Source organism: Leucobacter rhizosphaerae (assembly GCF_022919175.1).
GTDB classification, from domain to species: domain Bacteria; phylum Actinomycetota; class Actinomycetes; order Actinomycetales; family Microbacteriaceae; genus Leucobacter; species Leucobacter rhizosphaerae.
In genome coordinates this window covers 2,637,147-2,652,492 of the sequence record NZ_CP095043.1, presented here as the reverse complement: position 1 = coordinate 2,652,492, position 15,346 = coordinate 2,637,147, and the positions used below count along the sequence as shown (strand labels likewise).

10 protein-coding genes are annotated in these 15,346 nt (G+C 70.3%); 3 read left to right on the top strand and 7 right to left on the bottom strand.

Annotated elements, in window-relative coordinates:
- Nucleotides 1-94 precede the first annotated feature (94 nt).
- Together MUN76_RS12295 and MUN76_RS12290 are read left to right on the top strand one after the other, a co-directional pair.
- Nucleotides 95-1,981 (top strand): phospho-sugar mutase, encoded by a 1,887-nt coding sequence (locus MUN76_RS12295; protein WP_244685033.1) that lies wholly within the window; start codon nucleotides 95-97, stop codon nucleotides 1,979-1,981.
- Nucleotides 1,978-2,991 (top strand): ADP-dependent NAD(P)H-hydrate dehydratase, encoded by a 1,014-nt coding sequence (locus MUN76_RS12290; protein WP_244685032.1) that lies wholly within the window; start codon nucleotides 1,978-1,980, stop codon nucleotides 2,989-2,991. The genes MUN76_RS12295 and MUN76_RS12290 overlap by 4 nt, the downstream gene beginning before the upstream one ends.
- Nucleotides 2,992-3,128: 137 nt before the next feature.
- On the opposite strand, the gene MUN76_RS12285 is transcribed toward MUN76_RS12290, so the two are convergent.
- Together MUN76_RS12285 and MUN76_RS12280 are read right to left on the bottom strand one after the other, a co-directional pair.
- Complete coding sequence (locus MUN76_RS12285; RefSeq protein ID WP_244685031.1) at nucleotides 3,129-4,460, bottom strand: thymidine phosphorylase; 1,332 nt, start codon at nucleotides 4,458-4,460, stop codon at nucleotides 3,129-3,131.
- 94 nt (nucleotides 4,461-4,554) lie between these two features.
- The gene (locus MUN76_RS12280) at nucleotides 4,555-8,697 is read right to left on the bottom strand and encodes a DUF7507 domain-containing protein (RefSeq protein WP_244685030.1); all 4,143 of its coding nucleotides are present in this window, start codon (nucleotides 8,695-8,697) and stop codon (nucleotides 4,555-4,557) included.
- Nucleotides 8,698-9,004: 307 nt separating this feature from the next.
- On the opposite strand from MUN76_RS12280, the gene MUN76_RS12275 reads away from it, so the two are divergent.
- A complete protein-coding gene (locus MUN76_RS12275; RefSeq protein ID WP_244685029.1) occupies nucleotides 9,005-10,654 on the top strand; it encodes a sigma-70 family RNA polymerase sigma factor in 1,650 nt (549 codons plus the stop codon).
- Between the two features lie 24 nt (nucleotides 10,655-10,678).
- On the opposite strand, the gene MUN76_RS12270 is transcribed toward MUN76_RS12275, so the two are convergent.
- Genes MUN76_RS12270 through sdhC form a run of 5 tightly spaced genes read right to left on the bottom strand, consistent with a single transcriptional unit; the run spans nucleotide 10,679 to nucleotide 15,267 of the window.
- Nucleotides 10,679-11,674, bottom strand: coding sequence for a YihY/virulence factor BrkB family protein (locus tag MUN76_RS12270; protein ID WP_244685028.1), 996 nt, complete (start codon nucleotides 11,672-11,674; stop codon nucleotides 10,679-10,681).
- A gap of 34 nt (nucleotides 11,675-11,708) precedes the next feature.
- Nucleotides 11,709-12,476 (bottom strand): succinate dehydrogenase iron-sulfur subunit, encoded by a 768-nt coding sequence (locus MUN76_RS12265; protein WP_244685026.1) that lies wholly within the window; start codon nucleotides 12,474-12,476, stop codon nucleotides 11,709-11,711.
- Nucleotides 12,477-12,479: 3 nt separating this feature from the next.
- Nucleotides 12,480-14,330, bottom strand: coding sequence for a succinate dehydrogenase flavoprotein subunit (gene sdhA, locus MUN76_RS12260; RefSeq protein WP_429952726.1), 1,851 nt, complete (start codon nucleotides 14,328-14,330; stop codon nucleotides 12,480-12,482).
- 60 nt (nucleotides 14,331-14,390) lie between these two features.
- Complete coding sequence (locus MUN76_RS12255) at nucleotides 14,391-14,834, bottom strand: succinate dehydrogenase hydrophobic membrane anchor subunit (protein ID WP_244685023.1); 444 nt, start codon at nucleotides 14,832-14,834, stop codon at nucleotides 14,391-14,393.
- Between the two features lie 16 nt (nucleotides 14,835-14,850).
- Complete coding sequence (gene sdhC / locus MUN76_RS12250) at nucleotides 14,851-15,267, bottom strand: succinate dehydrogenase, cytochrome b556 subunit (protein WP_256451789.1); 417 nt, start codon at nucleotides 15,265-15,267, stop codon at nucleotides 14,851-14,853.
- Between the last annotated feature and the right edge of the window lie 79 nt (nucleotides 15,268-15,346).

Genomic DNA, 15,346 nt, shown 5'->3' with positions numbered 1-15,346 from the left:
TTCTACTGCGGGCAGCCTGAGCGCCGTTGCCCGGCTCAGAATGGTAGCTTGAAACCGTTCCGGCAGGCGGTCGGAACGGGAGGGAGTCGCGCCGATGACACCGCACGACCAGACATCACCGGACGCTGCAGCTGCCTCCGAGCCGGTCCACGAGACGGACCGTGCGATCGCGACGGCGCTCGCCTGGGCGGAGGCCGACCTCGATCCCGAGACCCGCGCGCAGGCGCAGAACCTGATCGCCCTCGTGCGCAGCGGCAACGCCGAGGCGCTCACCGAGCTGCGAACGGCCTTCGGCGCGCGGCTCGCCTTCGGGACCGCCGGACTCCGCGGACCCATCGGTGCGGGCCCGGCGCGCATGAACCGCGTGGTCGTCTCCCAGACGAGCGCGGGCTTCGCCGCCTACCTCCTCGGTCGATCGCGAGTGCTGACGGGCGGCAACGCCCCCTCGATCGTCATCGGGTACGACGCGCGGGTCAACTCCGAGATCTTCGCCCGCGACACCGCCGAGATCATGGCCGGGGCCGGCGTCCGCGTGATCCTGCTGCCGGAGGCCGGGCCGACCCCGCTCACCGCCTTCGCGGTGCGGCACCTCGGCACGTCTGCGGGGGTGATGATCACGGCCAGCCACAATCCGCCGCAGGACAACGGATACAAGGTGTACCTCGGCGACGCCGACGGCGGGTCGCAGATCGTGCCTCCGGCTGACGGGGAGATCGCGGCGCACATCGACCGGCTCGCGGCGGGGCCCGTCGCGGATCTCCCCCGCTCCTCGCAGTACGCCATCGCGGGACCCGAACTGCTGAGCGCGTACGTCGCGGAGACCTCGGCGGCGCTGCTCGCCGGCTTCCCGCTCGCGGCCGACGGGGTCGCCACGGCTGCGGGATCCTCCCTCACGATCGTCTACACCGCCATGCACGGGGTCGGCTCCGCCCTCGCGCACCGCGTCTTCTCATCGACCGGTCTCCCGCCGGTCACCGTGGTGCCGGAGCAGGACGCCCCCGACGGTGCCTTCCCCACCGTCGCGTTCCCGAACCCGGAGGAGCCTGGCGCCCTCGATCTCGCATTCCGCACCGCGCGCGAGGTCTCGGCCGACCTCATCGTGGCGCACGACCCCGACGCCGACCGCCTCGCGATCGCCCTGCCTGCCCCCGGCACGGCCGACGGCTACCGGCGTCTGACCGGGAATGAGCTCGGGCTCCTGCTCGGCTGGCGCGCCGCCGAGCGTGAGCGGGTGCGCGCCGAGGCGGGCGAGCGGCCGGCAGCGGGCACCCTCGCCTGCACGATCGTCTCGTCCCCGGCGCTCGGCGCGGTCGCCCGTGAGTACGGCCTCGGCTACGCGGAGACGCTCTCGGGCTTCAAGTGGGTCTCACGGGTGCCGCAGCTGCTCTTCGGCTTCGAGGAGGCCCTCGGGTACCTCACGCACCCCGAGATCGTGCGCGACAAGGACGGCATCTCGGCGAGCGCCGACGCCATCGCGATGGCGCGCGAGTGCGCGGCCGAGGGGCGCACCCTCTGGGATCTGCTCGACGACGCGAGCGCGCGCTTCGGGCACTTCGCGAGCGGGCAGGTCACCCTCCGGCTCCCCTCCATGGCCGCGGCAACGATGCTCAGCGAGCGGGTGCGGAACGCCCCTCCGACCTCGTTCGCCGGGATCGCGGTCGATCGCACTCTCGACCTCCTCACCCCCGGGGCCGCCGAGGTGCCCGCGAACGTGCTCCGCTTCGATCTCGCCGACGGCTCCCGCATCATGATCCGGCCGAGCGGCACGGAGCCGAAGCTCAAGGTCTACATCGACACGTTCAGCGACGCGGGCACAGTGCCGGAGCGCCGCGCAGCCGCGGAACAGACCCTCGCCTCGCTCGAGACCGCCGTGCGGCAGACCCTGCTCGACGCGCAGTCCGAGCCCGGATCGGGATCCGGATCTGGAGCGGGCACCGAATCCGCCGACGCATCGGGCGCCTCGGGAGGCGCCGCGTCATGACCGAGCACTGGTCCGACGCGCGGGCGGCCTCCTGGCTGCCCGCGCCCGGGCCCGCCGACGACAAGTACCGTCGCGGAGTGCTCGGCCTGCGCACGGGATCGGCGCGCTATCCCGGGGCGGCCGTGCTCGGATCCTCCGCCGCGTGGCGCACCGGCGTCGGGCTGTTGCGCTACGTTCCCCCGCGCGACGACGTCGCGTCGCCCTTCGGACTGCCGAGCCCCGCCGCCGCCGTGCTCGCGCGTCACCCCGAAACCGTCTTCGACACGGGCGACGCGCACTGCGATGCCTGGGTCATCGGCTCGGGCACGGACCCCGCGGAGCGGTCCTCCCGCGAGCGCGACGACCTCGTCGCCCTGCTGGGGAGCGGCACCCCCGTGGTCGTCGATGCCGGCGCGCTCGATCTGGTGCTCGACTCGGCGTCCGACGGCGGCACCGGGATCGAGCCGCACGCGGGAGCGCGGCCACGCCGGCCGCTGATCCTCACCCCGCACCGCGGGGAATTCACGCGCCTCTGGCGGGGCGCCGGGCTCGGCGACGCTCCCGACGGCTGGCCGGACCGCGCGGATCGTGCGGAGCAACCTGATGCTGAGGCCCTCACCCGGGCGGCGCAGCGCCTCGCCGAGCGGCTGCGCGCCACGATCCTCCTCAAGGGGTCGATGAGCGTCGTCGCGACGCCCGGCGGCCTATGCCTCGCGGTCGGGCCGGCGACACCCTGGCTCGCCACCGCGGGCACGGGCGATGTGCTCGCCGGGATCCTCGGCGCGCTCGTCGCCGCACACGCCGAGCAGGTGCGTGAGGATCCCGAGCGGCTCGCCGAGCTGGGAGCGACGGCGGCGCTCCTGCACGATGCCGCCGCGCGGCTCGCGGCGGCGGATCCGGGCAGCCGGGAGCCGAGCGGTAGGGAGACGGGCAGCCGGGATCCGGAACCCACGAGTGCCGGCACGCCGATCACCGCGTCGGACGTGGCCGAGGCCGTGCCGGGCGCGATCGCCGCCATCGCCGGACGCTGACGCGCAGTCATGCAGAGATCTGCGCTCCCGCTGACCCGTCGGACCGCAACTCTCAGCAGGAACGCGGATCTCTGCACGAACGTTCACTGACCCGCACGCCGAACCCCGAGACCGGGCCATGAAGCGAGACAGCGAGACTAGCCGCCGATCGAGGCCGCGCCGATCCGGTCCGCGTCGATCCGGTCCGCGATGAGCGCCCGGGGCGCGGGTGCCGCGTCGCCGAGCTCGACCGCCGTTGCGGCGAGCCCCAGCCCGCGGTCCATGCGCTTCGGCTGATCGCAGGCGAGCTCGAAGAGCGGATCCCCGGCCTCGACGCGGTCGCCCGGGCGCACGAGCACCTCGATCCCGGCGGCGTGATCGACCGGATCACCGGGGCGAGCCCGGCCTGCGCCGAGGCGCCAGGCCGCGACACCCACGGCACGGGCGTCCACCCGCTGCACGATGCCCGAGGATGTCGCGCGGACCGTCTCCCGCGTCTGCGCGCGCGGCAGCGGGGCGTCGGGGTCGCCGCCCTGCGCGCGGATGAGGCGACGCCAGGCATCCATCGCCCGGCCGTCGCGGAGCGCCGGAGCCGGGTCGACGTCCGGAAGCCCGGCGAGATCCAGCATCTCCCGGGCCAGCGCCAGCGTCAGCTCGACGAGATCCGCCGGGCCGCCGCCCGCGAGCACCTCCACCGACTCCCGGACCTCGTTCGCATTGCCGACCGCGCGCCCGATCGGGGCGTCCATGTCGGTGATCAGCGCCACGGTCCGCAGGCCGGAGTCGGCACCGAGCTGCACCATCGTGGCGGCCAGCTCGCGCGCCACCTCGAGGTCGGGGAGGAAGGCGCCGGACCCGAACTTGACGTCGAGCACCAATCCGCCCGCGCCCTCGGCGATCTTCTTGCTCATGATCGACGAGGCGATGAGCGGGACCGACGCGACCGTGCCGGTGACGTCGCGCAGCGCGTACATCCCGCGATCCGCCGGTGCGAGACCGGGTCCCGCGGCGCAAATCACTCCGCCGACCTCCCGGATCACCTCGCGCATCTCGTCCGTCGTGAGCGCGGCGCGCCAGCCCGGGATCGATTCGAGTTTGTCGAGGGTGCCGCCCGTGTGCCCCAGGCCGCGCCCGGAGAGCTGCGGCACCGCGACGCCGAGGGACGCCAGGAGCGGCACGAGCGGCAGCGTGACCTTGTCGCCGACGCCACCGGTCGAGTGCTTGTCGATCGCGGGCCGCCCGAGCCCGGTGAAGTCCATCCGCTCACCGCTCGCAATCATCGCGGCGGTGAGATCCCGGATCTCCCGCCGCTCCATGCCCTGGATGACGATCGCCATGAACAGGGCGCTCATCTGCTCCGGCGCCACCGCACCGCGGGTGAACGCGTCGACGACCCAGGCGATCTCGTCGGGCTCGAGGGCCCGGCCGAATCGTTTCGTGGTGATCAGGTCGACGACATCGTGGGGTTCGACCGCGCGCTGGTGCTCCATGGCTCCAGGGTACTGGGGTGCACCGACCGCGGAAACGCCCGACGGGGCGGCGATCCGGAAGACTCCGGTCCGCCGCCCCGTCGGGCGCGTCAGGCTAGGCGCGTCGGCGACGCATCAGCCACAGGGCCGCACCGCCGCCCACCAGCAGGAGCCCGATCGCTCCCGCCAGCCAGGGCGCCGCACCACCGGTGATCGACAGCCCCGGCCGAGCCTCGGCGTGGTACCACGACTCGTCGTCGGCGGAGACGTTCCCGCCGGCCGGCGTCGCCGCGGTGACCACCGCGACGTTGTGGTACTGCCCGCTCGTCGCGATGCCCGTGGCGATGAAGGTCACGGACTCACCCGGTGCCAGCGTGCCGTCGAAGCCCTCCGGCGGCGCGATGACGCCCTCCTGGTCGTCGACGAGCTGCACGTTGCGCAGGGTCGTCGAGCCGGTGTTCGTGACCTCGTAGCTCCACTCGACGGCGTCGCCAACGGTCAGCTGCACGCCGGGGGCCTCATCGACCTCGACCCCGTTCGTACGCTTGACCAGGCTGATGCCGGACTCCGGGGTGAAGCAGACGCTCGCGTCGTCCTCACCGCTCGGCACCGCGCGGTCACCGGGGGTGGTGCCCTCGGCGCTCGCCACGTTCGTCACGCATCCGGCGTCGACATCGCTCTGGGTGAGCGTGGAGGGCGCCGTCGCGGTGACGGAGTCCCCCGGCTCGAGCGTGAACGCCTCGCCGGGCCACTCGCCCCAGGTGATCTCGCCGAGCCCCTCGAGCTCATCCGCGATCGCCAGGCCGTCGAGGGTGACGTTGCCGGTGTTGGTGAGCGTGAAGCCCCACTCAACCTCGCCGCCGACCACGGCGTCACCCACCATCTTCCCGGTCTTCTGGAAGAGCAGCGAGCCGCCCTCGGGCAGGACCACGGTCGCGTCCGCGGGATCGTCGACCTCGGTCTGGTTCGGATCCAGCCCGGTCACGGTCGCGGTGTTCACCACGAAGCCGCGATCCACGTCCTCCTGCGTGAGCTGGGTGCGCGCGGTGGCTGGCACGCTGGCGCCGGCGGCGAGCTCGCCCGCAGTGCCGGTCCACTGGACCTGCAGGTCGACGACACCCTCGAGGTGGTCAACGAGCTCGACGGAGGTCAGCGGGTTCTCGCCGACGTTCGTGATCGTGAAGGACCAGTCGATCCAGTCCCCGGCGACCGCGTCACCCGCGAGCTTTCCGCTCTTCGTGAGGTCGATGTCGGAGACCCGGGTCACGTAGCCGAAGTCCACGAGACCCCGGTCCTCGGCCTTCGCCAGCGAGATGACACCGGAATCACTGTTGTGGTCCCCGTCGAGGTCGTAGGTGTTCACGACCACGAAGTTCGCGGGGTAGCCGAGCGTCGAGGTGTCGACGACCACGGTGTAGTCGCCCGAGTGCAGTGCCGGGAAGGTGTAGCTGCCGTCCGCACCGGTCTGTGCGGTGGCGATCTCGGCGCCGCTGGCGTCGAGCAGCCGCACGGTGGCGTCGCCGATCAGCGTCTCCGAGGCGTCGCGCACGCCGTCCGCGTTGGCGTCCTCCCACACGACCCCGCTGATCGAGGCGTCCACGACGTCGATCCGCGCCGGGTTCGACCGGCCGAGCTTGCCGCTCACACCGAGCAGACCGTTGATCGTGTTGACGTACTGATCGCCGTCCTGCTGACCCTCAACGTCCATCGTGACGAGGAGTCCGCCGACACCGGCCTGGCCGCTCGCGAAATCGGCGACGTTCACGCGCAGCGCGGTGATGCCGTCGATCGTCGAGAGATCCACACCGTCGGCGTCGACCCAGGTGATGCTCGGGTCGTCGACCTCGGCGGCGTACACGGTCGCCGCCGGAGCCGTCGTGTACTGCAGCGTGCCGTAGCCGGGCGCCGCGGCCGCGCCGTTGCCGTCGGTGATCATCGCGGAGGCGAGCTTCGCGGTGCCCGAGAAGCTCGTGCCGCGGGCGTCACCGTTGTAAGGCAGCACATCCACGAAGGAGCTGGCGCCCTGCGAGATCGTCTGGAAGTTGAACCAGCGCCCCTCCCAGGAGACCTGCGGATCCCCGACCTCGATCTGCTCCTCACCGACGACGACCTTCTCCTCGGTGATCACCTCGGCCTGGAAGATGCTCGTGGTGGTGGCATCGGTGCGCGCGCGAGCCGACTGCGTCGTGCCGAGTGCCGACACCGTCGCACTGTTCACGAGCGTCCGGCTCGCCGGCGCCTGCACCGAGGTGGTCACACCGTACGTGATCGCCGGGACCGCTTCACCGGTGCGCGCGGTGCCCGTGTAGGTGAAGGTGAGCTGCAGGCCCGACGCCGCGGTGCCGCTGCGAGTCACCTGCCAGGCGGGATCCACGGCGCTCGTGTCGACCGACACGAGGCCCGCGGGGAGCTGGTCGACGACCGTGAGGTCGTAGACGTCGATGTCCTCGATCGCGCCGAGGGCGCGGGTGATCGTCGGAGCGAGCGTGTAGGTGAGGCTCGATCCGCTGACGATCGACGAGCGGTTCACCGTCTTGTCGATCGCGAGACGGTAGGAGCCGACGTTCACGAATCGATTGACGGTCGTCGACACCGGATTGCTCTCCAGGTCGGTGAACGTGGTGCGCGCCGTATCCCGGGCGCTGCCGCCCAGGTCCGCGACGACGGTCATGGGCGCGGCCACGAGGAAGTATCCCGTGCTCGCGGGCAGGCCGTCGCCCCAGGTGCCGGCGGTGTACGCGACGCGCATGCCGGAGACCTGGCTCACGCCACCCGCCGCGGCGATGGAGTTCACCCAGGTGTTCGCCTCGGGATTCGCCGAATCGGTGCCCGACGTGTACTGGATCGTGTAGTCCGCGCTGTCGAGGGGTGCCGTGCCGTTGTTCTGCCCGACGTAGACATCGGCGCCGTCGACGATCTGCTGCTCGGCCGGATTCCAGAAGTCGTAGGCGACGAGATCGGTCGCGGTGGTCACCGCGCCCGTCTCGAGGTCGAGGCCGGGCCGCACGTAGAACCGTGCCGTGACCGTGCTCCCCTTCGAAATCTCCTGCTCGCTGACGTTCCGGAACGGCTGACCGGGACCACCCGGGTCGGCCGTGAGCGAGAAGTCGCCGCTCTGGTCGTTGAACAGCATGATCTCTTTGCCGTACGCCACCGTGCCGGTTCCGGTCGGGGGCTTCATGACCGTGCCCTCGGCGGTGTTCCCGGAGGGCTCCTCCGCGACCGGCTCGCCGTCGCCGTCGACCCAGTCCTGCGGCGCGATGGTGTTGATCACCTTGAGCGCGCCCTGTGCGTCGTTCGGCACATCGGCGTCGCGGATCCAGAATCTCACGGTCGCCGAGGCGTTCGGGATCTGGGTGAAGCCGTCGAAGGCGAGATCGAGCGACTGCCCGCTCTGCGCGAGATCAACCGTCGCACCGGGCTCCGACTTCGCCACGACCTGCGCCACGAACTCGCCGTCGCCGAAGCCGTCCGGGGCCTGCAGCGTGTAGTCGTCGGAGAGTCGGACGGGCTGCTGCAGCGTCGTGTTCTGCGCGCCGATCTTGCCGGCGGCGGTGTTGAGCGTGACGACGAAGTCGATGTAGCGCGCGGGCACCGCACCGGCGCCGTCGCCGAAGTCGAACGTCGACAGGATGTTGTTCGCGGCGCGCGTCTTCACCGCGTCGGCGCGCGGGGCGCTGCGCACGGTGATGGGATCCGTGACGGCAGTCTGGACGACGTCGTCCACCGCGACACTCACCTCGGGGGTGTAGACGCTGTCATTGGGCACGTCGCTCGACGGGATCGCCTTCAGCGTGCCGAACGCGACGACGCTCGGATTGCCCGTGCCGCTGCCGATACTGACGGTCGCGGTGAGCGTGCGCCCGTCGGGTGAGATGGTGTAGCTCGACTGGTACGCCGAGCTGGAGCTGTCGAGCGACGTGAGGGACGAAGGATCCCAGCGCCAGCCCTCGGGCAGCGTCTGCGTCAGCACGCCCTCGCTCAGGTCCGTCGCGTTCAACTCCCAGCGGAAGCCGACGACGTCGTTCGTCGCGACGATGCCGTTCGCGGCGCCGTCGTCGAAATCGTTCGGCACCTGCGCACCGTCGTACACCGTGACCAGGTCGATACTGTTCACGGTTCCGGACGCGGCCTGCGCCCCGGTCGCGAAGACGACCGATCCGGTCAGCACGAGCGCGAAGCCCAGTACTGCCGCTACGAGCCGACCCCAGACCGATCTGGGTCCGTGTCCGCTCCGCTGCTCCTGCAGATTACTCATCTCAACCTCTCCCCTGTCCCGGTTCGGCACCGGGTCCAATGTCGGCCCGGTGCCTGCGCTGGGGGGGCATTTCATGGGGGGGGAAATACAGCGCAGGTACCGGGCTCACCAGTAACACGGGGAAACATCCGAATCGTGACGGACGGATGAAAAGAATTTTGTGGAGTTCGCGAAGAATGTGACTTTTCGGGGAAATCGCGGATACTGGATCGGGGGAGGAAGCCATCCGAATGCGTGATGGTCATTCGGCGTGCATCGCGTTCTGGCGTGCGCACCGGGTCGGGGCGACGAGTTGGGGAGGACTCGCATGACCCACAAGACGTGGAAGACCGCTGCCGACAGCGAGCTGCTCGACGCGTGCCGCGACGGGGAGACCGAGGCGTACGCGGTGCTGTGGGAGCGCCATCACCAGGCGGGCGAGGCGGCGGCGCGCGGCATCGCGCCGTGGCTCGATGCCGGCGACCTCGTTTCCGGTGCCTACCTCAAGATCCTCGAGCTCATCGCGGACGGCCGCGGCCCCACGGGCGCCTTCCGCCCCTATCTCTATCGTGTGATCCGCACCCTCGCCGCCGACGAGTACCGATCCCCGGAGGACGCGAGCGACGAGCTCGACGCGATCCCGGATCTCACCGAGGCGGGCCCCTGGGAGGACGGGGCATTCGACCGCAACGCCGCAGCGCAGGCGTTCGCCGGCCTCAACGAGCGCTGGCAGGCGGTGCTCTGGTACACCGTCGTCGAGGGCATGCCGCCGCGGAAGGCAGCGGTCCTGCTCGGCATGTCCGCCAACAGCGTGTCGGCGCTCGCGGTCCGGGCGAAGGAGGCCCTGCAGTCGGGATGGGTGGAGGCGCACGTCAATCGTGAGCTCGCCGCCGCCGAGTGCCAGACGACCCTCACCCACCTCCAGCGCTATGAGCGCGGCAAACTCACGGCCGCGCTGCGCCGTGACGTCGAGGCGCATCTCGCGCGGTGCGAGACCTGCCCGGGTGCCGTGGCGGAGTACTCCTTCTTGAACCAGAAGCTGGCGCTGGTGCTCGCGAGCCTGTTCGTCGGCGGCGGCGCCGCGGGATCCCTCCTCGGCGCGTTCGGCCAGGCGGCCCCCGCAATGGCCGCGGGTGGCGCCGCGGGTGGCGCCGCGGTTTCCGCCAGTGGTTCGGCCACCGGGGCCGGGGCGGCCGCGGGCGGTGGTTCGGGATCAGCCGGTGGTCTGGGCGCCGGCGGATCGACGGCGGTCGGGGTGCTGACCGGACCCGCGGCACTCATCGCGGGGGTGGCGGTCGCCGCCGTCGCCGTGATCGCCGGCGGGGCGATCGTGCTCTCGAACGTGCTGGGCGGGAGCGGACCCGATGCGACGGCGGCGGAGTCGACGACCTCCGAGGTCCCGGCCGAAGCGGAGCCGTCGGCGAAGCCCGAGCCTGCCACCACCACCGCGCCGAAGCCGTCGACGCCGGCCCCGACGACGGACACCCCGGTTCCCGAGGTTCCGGAGGTCGTCGTTCCCGACCCGACCGTGCGGGCGGATCCGCCGCGCGATCCCGGAACGGGGACCACGACCCCGCCGGTCGATCCGACACCCACCCCGACGCCGACTCCCACTCCGGATCCGGATCCGACCGTCGACCCCACGCTGACTACCGGAGTGCCCGCGTGCAGCACCTCGCAGAACGGGGTCGGCGGAACGTTCGTCTACGGTCTCGCGTCGCGGGCCCTCGACGGTGCCCGCGTGCGGGTCACCCAGTTCCCGAGCACCACCCCGGTGATGCTCCCCGCGTCAGTGGTGAAGACGTGGAGCGGTGCGCTCTGGATGTCGAACTCGATCACCCCGCTGTCCCAGTGGCCCGGACTCGCGGATTCTCCCGGATTCACCGACGCGGTGAACCCCGCCGTGATCGAGATCCAGCTCACAGGCCGGGACGGCCGCGTCTCCGCCTGGACGGAGCTCGACCTCTCGAACTGCTGAGCCCCACCCCTGAGTGACCGGTGACTAGCCGAGGAGGGTCGCCCCGGCGCCCTCCCCCTCGACCGGCAGACCGAAGCTCGGGTGCTGCCCAACGGAGATCCACGCCGCGGTGAGCAGCAGCACCCGGCAGATGAAGTTGAACCACAGCAGCAGACCGATGAACACGGCGAAGGTCGCGAGCAGCGCGTTGCTCGAGGCGCCCCCCAGCAGGGCCGCGCCGAGGATCTTCAGCCCGAGCAGGCCGAGACCCCCGAGCGCGCAGCCGCGCAGGAGCGACCACCGCGGCACGCGCACCTCCGCGAGGAAGCGGTGCATGGCGATGAGCACCAGCACGTCGAAGGCGTACATGGCGCCGTAGCGCAGCAGGGAGCCCATCGTGCCGAAGAACCAGCTGTCCGAGTCGACGCCGAGCCACGACAGCAGGCTGTCGGCGACATTCGAGCTCAGCAGGGTGAGCGACGCGGAGACGAGGATCGCCAGGAAGAACGCGACGGCGAGACTCAGGTCCCGGAGCTTCAGCAGCAGCGCGTTGCGGTACTGCTTCACCTCGAGGCCGAAGATGATCCGGATCGACCGGCGCGTGCCCGTGAACCAGTTCAGGGCGACCCAGAGCAGCGAGGCCCCCGCGACGATGCTGGTCCAGTCCAGCACGCGCGCGCCGAGCAGCACGTCGAGCGAGATCGCCCCGGGGGTGCCGGACTCGGAGAGCAGCCCGGGAATGAAGGTGTTGATCTGGGTGACGATCGAGTCGAGGAGCTCCGGGCGATCCCGCAGCCAGATCCCGAACACCCCGAAGCCGACCCACAGCGCCGCGAAGACCGCGAACAGCGCCTGGTAGCTCATGCCCGCCGTGAGCACGTTGCCGCCGACGTTCGTGAAGTGCGAGAACGTGCGCCAGGGCCGCGTGAGCTGCACCCACTCCCAGATGCTCCGGCCGCGTTCGACGGTCTCCGCCACACGCGACGACGCCCCGGCCTCCTCGCCCTCGGGGCGGTGGGGAGATCGGGGCGTCGACGTCATGACGTGCGCGGCGGGATCGACGCGGGTGCGTCGATCAGGAGGTCTTGCCGGTGCGGATGGCCGCCTTGACCTCGGCGATCGCCTTGGTCACCTGGATGCCGCGCGGGCAGGCGTCCGAGCAGTTGAAGGTGGTGCGGCAGCGCCACACGCCCTCGGTGTCGTTGAGGATATCGAGACGCACCTGGGCGTTGTCGTCGCGCGAGTCGAAGATGAAGCGGTGCGCGTTCACGATCGCAGCGGGGCCGAAGTACTGGCCGTCGGTCCAGAACACGGGGCAGGACGAGGTGCACGCGGCGCACAGGATGCACTTCGTGGTGTCGTCGAAGCGTTCGCGGGCCGCGATGTCCTGGATCCGCTCCTTGCCGGGCTCGGGCGCACTGTTCGCCACGAGGAAGGGCTGCACCGCGCGGTAGGAGGCGAAGAACGGCTCCATATCGACGATGAGGTCCTTCTCGAGCGGCAGCCCCTTGATCGCCTCGACGTAGATCGGCTTCGAGATGTCGAGATCCTTGATCAGGGTCTTGCACGCGAGCCGGTTGCGGCCGTTGATGCGCATCGCGTCGGAGCCGCAGATGCCGTGGGCGCAGGAGCGGCGGAACGCGAGCGTGCCGTCCTGATCCCACTTGATGCGGTGCAGCGCGTCGAGGATGCGGTCCGTCGGGTACATCTCGACGTCGAAGTCCTCCCAGTACGCATCGCGCTCGGACTCGGAGTTGTAGCGGCGCACCAGCAGGGTGACCGTGAACGGCTTCGGAGCGTCCGGGGCCGCGGTCGTGACGGCTTCAGCAGTAGCGGTGCTCATGGCCTAGTACTTCCTCTCCATCGGCGGGTAGTTCAACTCGCCCTGCTCGTTCTTCGTGAACACCACCGGCTTCCAGTCGAGCCGGATGTGATCCTCGGGGTCCGCGGAGTGCGGGTCGCCCGAGAGGTACGCCATGGTGTGCTGCATGTAGTTCTCGTCATCGCGATTCGGGTAATCGTCGCGCATGTGGCCGCCGCGGCTCTCCTTGCGGTTGCGCGCGGTGTAGGCGAGCACCTCGGCGAGGTCGAGGAGGAAGCCCAGCTCGATCGCCTCGAGCAGGTCGGTGTTGTACCGCTTGCCGCGATCCTGCACCCCCACGTTCTTGTAGCGCTCGCGCAGGCCGTGGATCACGCCGAGCACCTCGGTGAGCGACTCCTCGGTGCGGAACACCTGGGCGCCGCGGTCCATGGCCTCCTGCAGCTCCTTGCGGATGTCGGAGACGCGCTCCGTGCCGCTGCCGGTGCGGAACCGATCGACGAGCTCGCGCACCTCCTTCGAGGGATCCTCAGGGAGGGCGACGAACTCGGCGGTGTTCGCGTAATCGGCGGCCTGGTTGCCCGAGCGCTTGCCGAAGACGTTGATGTCGAGCAGCGAGTTCGTGCCGAGGCGGTTGGAGCCGTGCACGGAGACGCAGGCGCACTCGCCCGCGGCGTACAGGCCGGGCATCACCGTGTCGTTGTCGCTGAGCACCTCGCCCTGGACGTTCGTCGGGATGCCGCCCATAGCGTAGTGGGCCGTCGGGAAGACGGGCACCGGCTCGGTGACGGGATCGACGCCGAGGTAGGTGCGCGCGAACTCGGTGATGTCGGGGAGCTTCGTCTCCAGCACCTCGGCCCCGAGGTGGGTGCAGTCGAGGTAGACGTAGTCCTTGTGCGGACCGGCGCCGCGGCCGTCGAGCACCTCCTGCACCATGCAGCGGGCCACGATGTCGCGGGGCGCGAGGTCCTTGATCGTGGGCGCGTAGCGCTCCATGAAGCGCTCGCCGCTCGCGTTTCGGAGGATCGCGCCCTCACCGCGCGCGCCCTCGGTCAGCAGGATGCCGAGGCCGGCGAGGCCGGTCGGGTGGAACTGGTAGAACTCCATGTCCTCGAGCGGCAGACCCTTGCGCCAGATGATGCCGACGCCGTCACCCGTCAGGGTGTGCGCGTTCGAGGTCGTCTTGAAGATCTTGCCGAAGCCGCCCGTCGCGAAGACGATCGACTTCGCCTGGAAGACGTGCAGGTCGCCCGTGGCGAGTTCGTAGGCGACGACGCCGGAGGGGCGCTTGGTGCCGTTCTCCTCGGTCATGACCAGGTCGAGCACGTAGTACTCGTTGAAGAAGTTGACGCCCAGCTTGACGCAGTTCTGGAAGAGCGTCTGGAGGATCATGTGGCCGGTGCGGTCGGCGGCGTAGCACGCGCGGCGCACCGGAGCCTTGCCGTGGTCGCGGGTGTGCCCGCCGAATCGACGCTGGTCGATCTTGCCCTCGTCGGTGCGGTTGAAGGGGAGGCCCATGTTCTCGAGGTCGATGACGGCCTCGATGGCCTCTTTCGCCAGGATCTCGGCCGCGTCCTGATCCACCAGGTAGTCGCCGCCCTTGACCGTGTCGAAGGTGTGCCACTCCCAGTTGTCGTCCTCGACGTTCGCGAGCGCCGCGGCCATGCCGCCCTGCGCCGCTCCCGTGTGCGAGCGCGTCGGGTAGAGCTTCGTGATGACCGCGGTCTTGGCCTTCGGCCCGGCCTCGATCGCGGCACGCATGCCGGCACCGCCAGCGCCGACGATCACCACGTCGAACTGGTGGTACGTGACGCCATCCTTGACGGTCACTTCCTCGCCCTGGTGGGTGTTGGTGGTCACGGGTGTCCTAACTTCCATTCAAGAGATCTGTGAGTCTGAGCGAGCGGAACGCCCGGGGCGCGCCGCTCGAGGCACACGCTAGGGCGTGTTGCAGAACGAGGCGACGAGCGCCGGATCCGCGCCCGGGGGGCAGGGATCGAAGGTGTAGATCACGAAGGTGCCGAGCAGGATGAGCAGCGCCGCGGAGAGGAAGAGCGCGACGCGGAAGGCCTTCGCCACGCGGGGCTTCGACACGTAGTCGTTCACGATCGTCCGCATTCCGTTCGCGCCGTGGATGAGCGCGAGCCACAGCAGCAGCGTGTCCCAGACCTGCCAGAACGGGTTCGCGAGCTTGCCGCCGACGAAGCCGAAGTCGATGGCGTGCACGCCGTCGCCGATCATCAGGTTGGAGAACAGGTGGCCGAACACCAGCACGATCAGCAGCACGCCGGAGACGCGCATGTAGATCCAGCCCCACTTCTCCCAGTTGGTCCGCTTCTTCGCCGGCGTCTGTGCGCGCGGGGATTCAATCGTCATCGTCATGTCTGTTTCCCCTCGCCTAGTGGCCGAACACGTTCATCAGGTGGCGCGGCAGGAAGCCGGCCATGGTGATCGCCCAGGCGGCGATCACGATCCAGAACATCACTCGCTGGTACTGCGTGCCCTTGCGCCAGTAGTCGACCAGGATGATCCGGATGCCGTTGTACGCGTGGAACACGATGGCCGCGACGAGCGCCGCCTCGCCGAGACCCATGATCGGGGTCTTGTAGGTCGACATGACCGCGTTGTACGCCTCAGGGCTGACGCGGATGAGGGCCGTATCGAGCACGTGCACGAGGAGGAAGAAGAAGATGGCGACGCCGGTGATCCGGTGCAGCACCCACGACCACATGCCCTCGTTGCCGCGATAGAGCGTCCCTCCCGGGCGACTCTTCTTCTTCGCCGTCGGTGCGACCGCTGCCGTTTGGGCTGACACGAGCTTCCTCCTTGGTCCTGCTTCGTTGAGCGTGGCCCAACAGCTGACAACGCGGAGCTCAGGGAGCGCGGGCGACCTG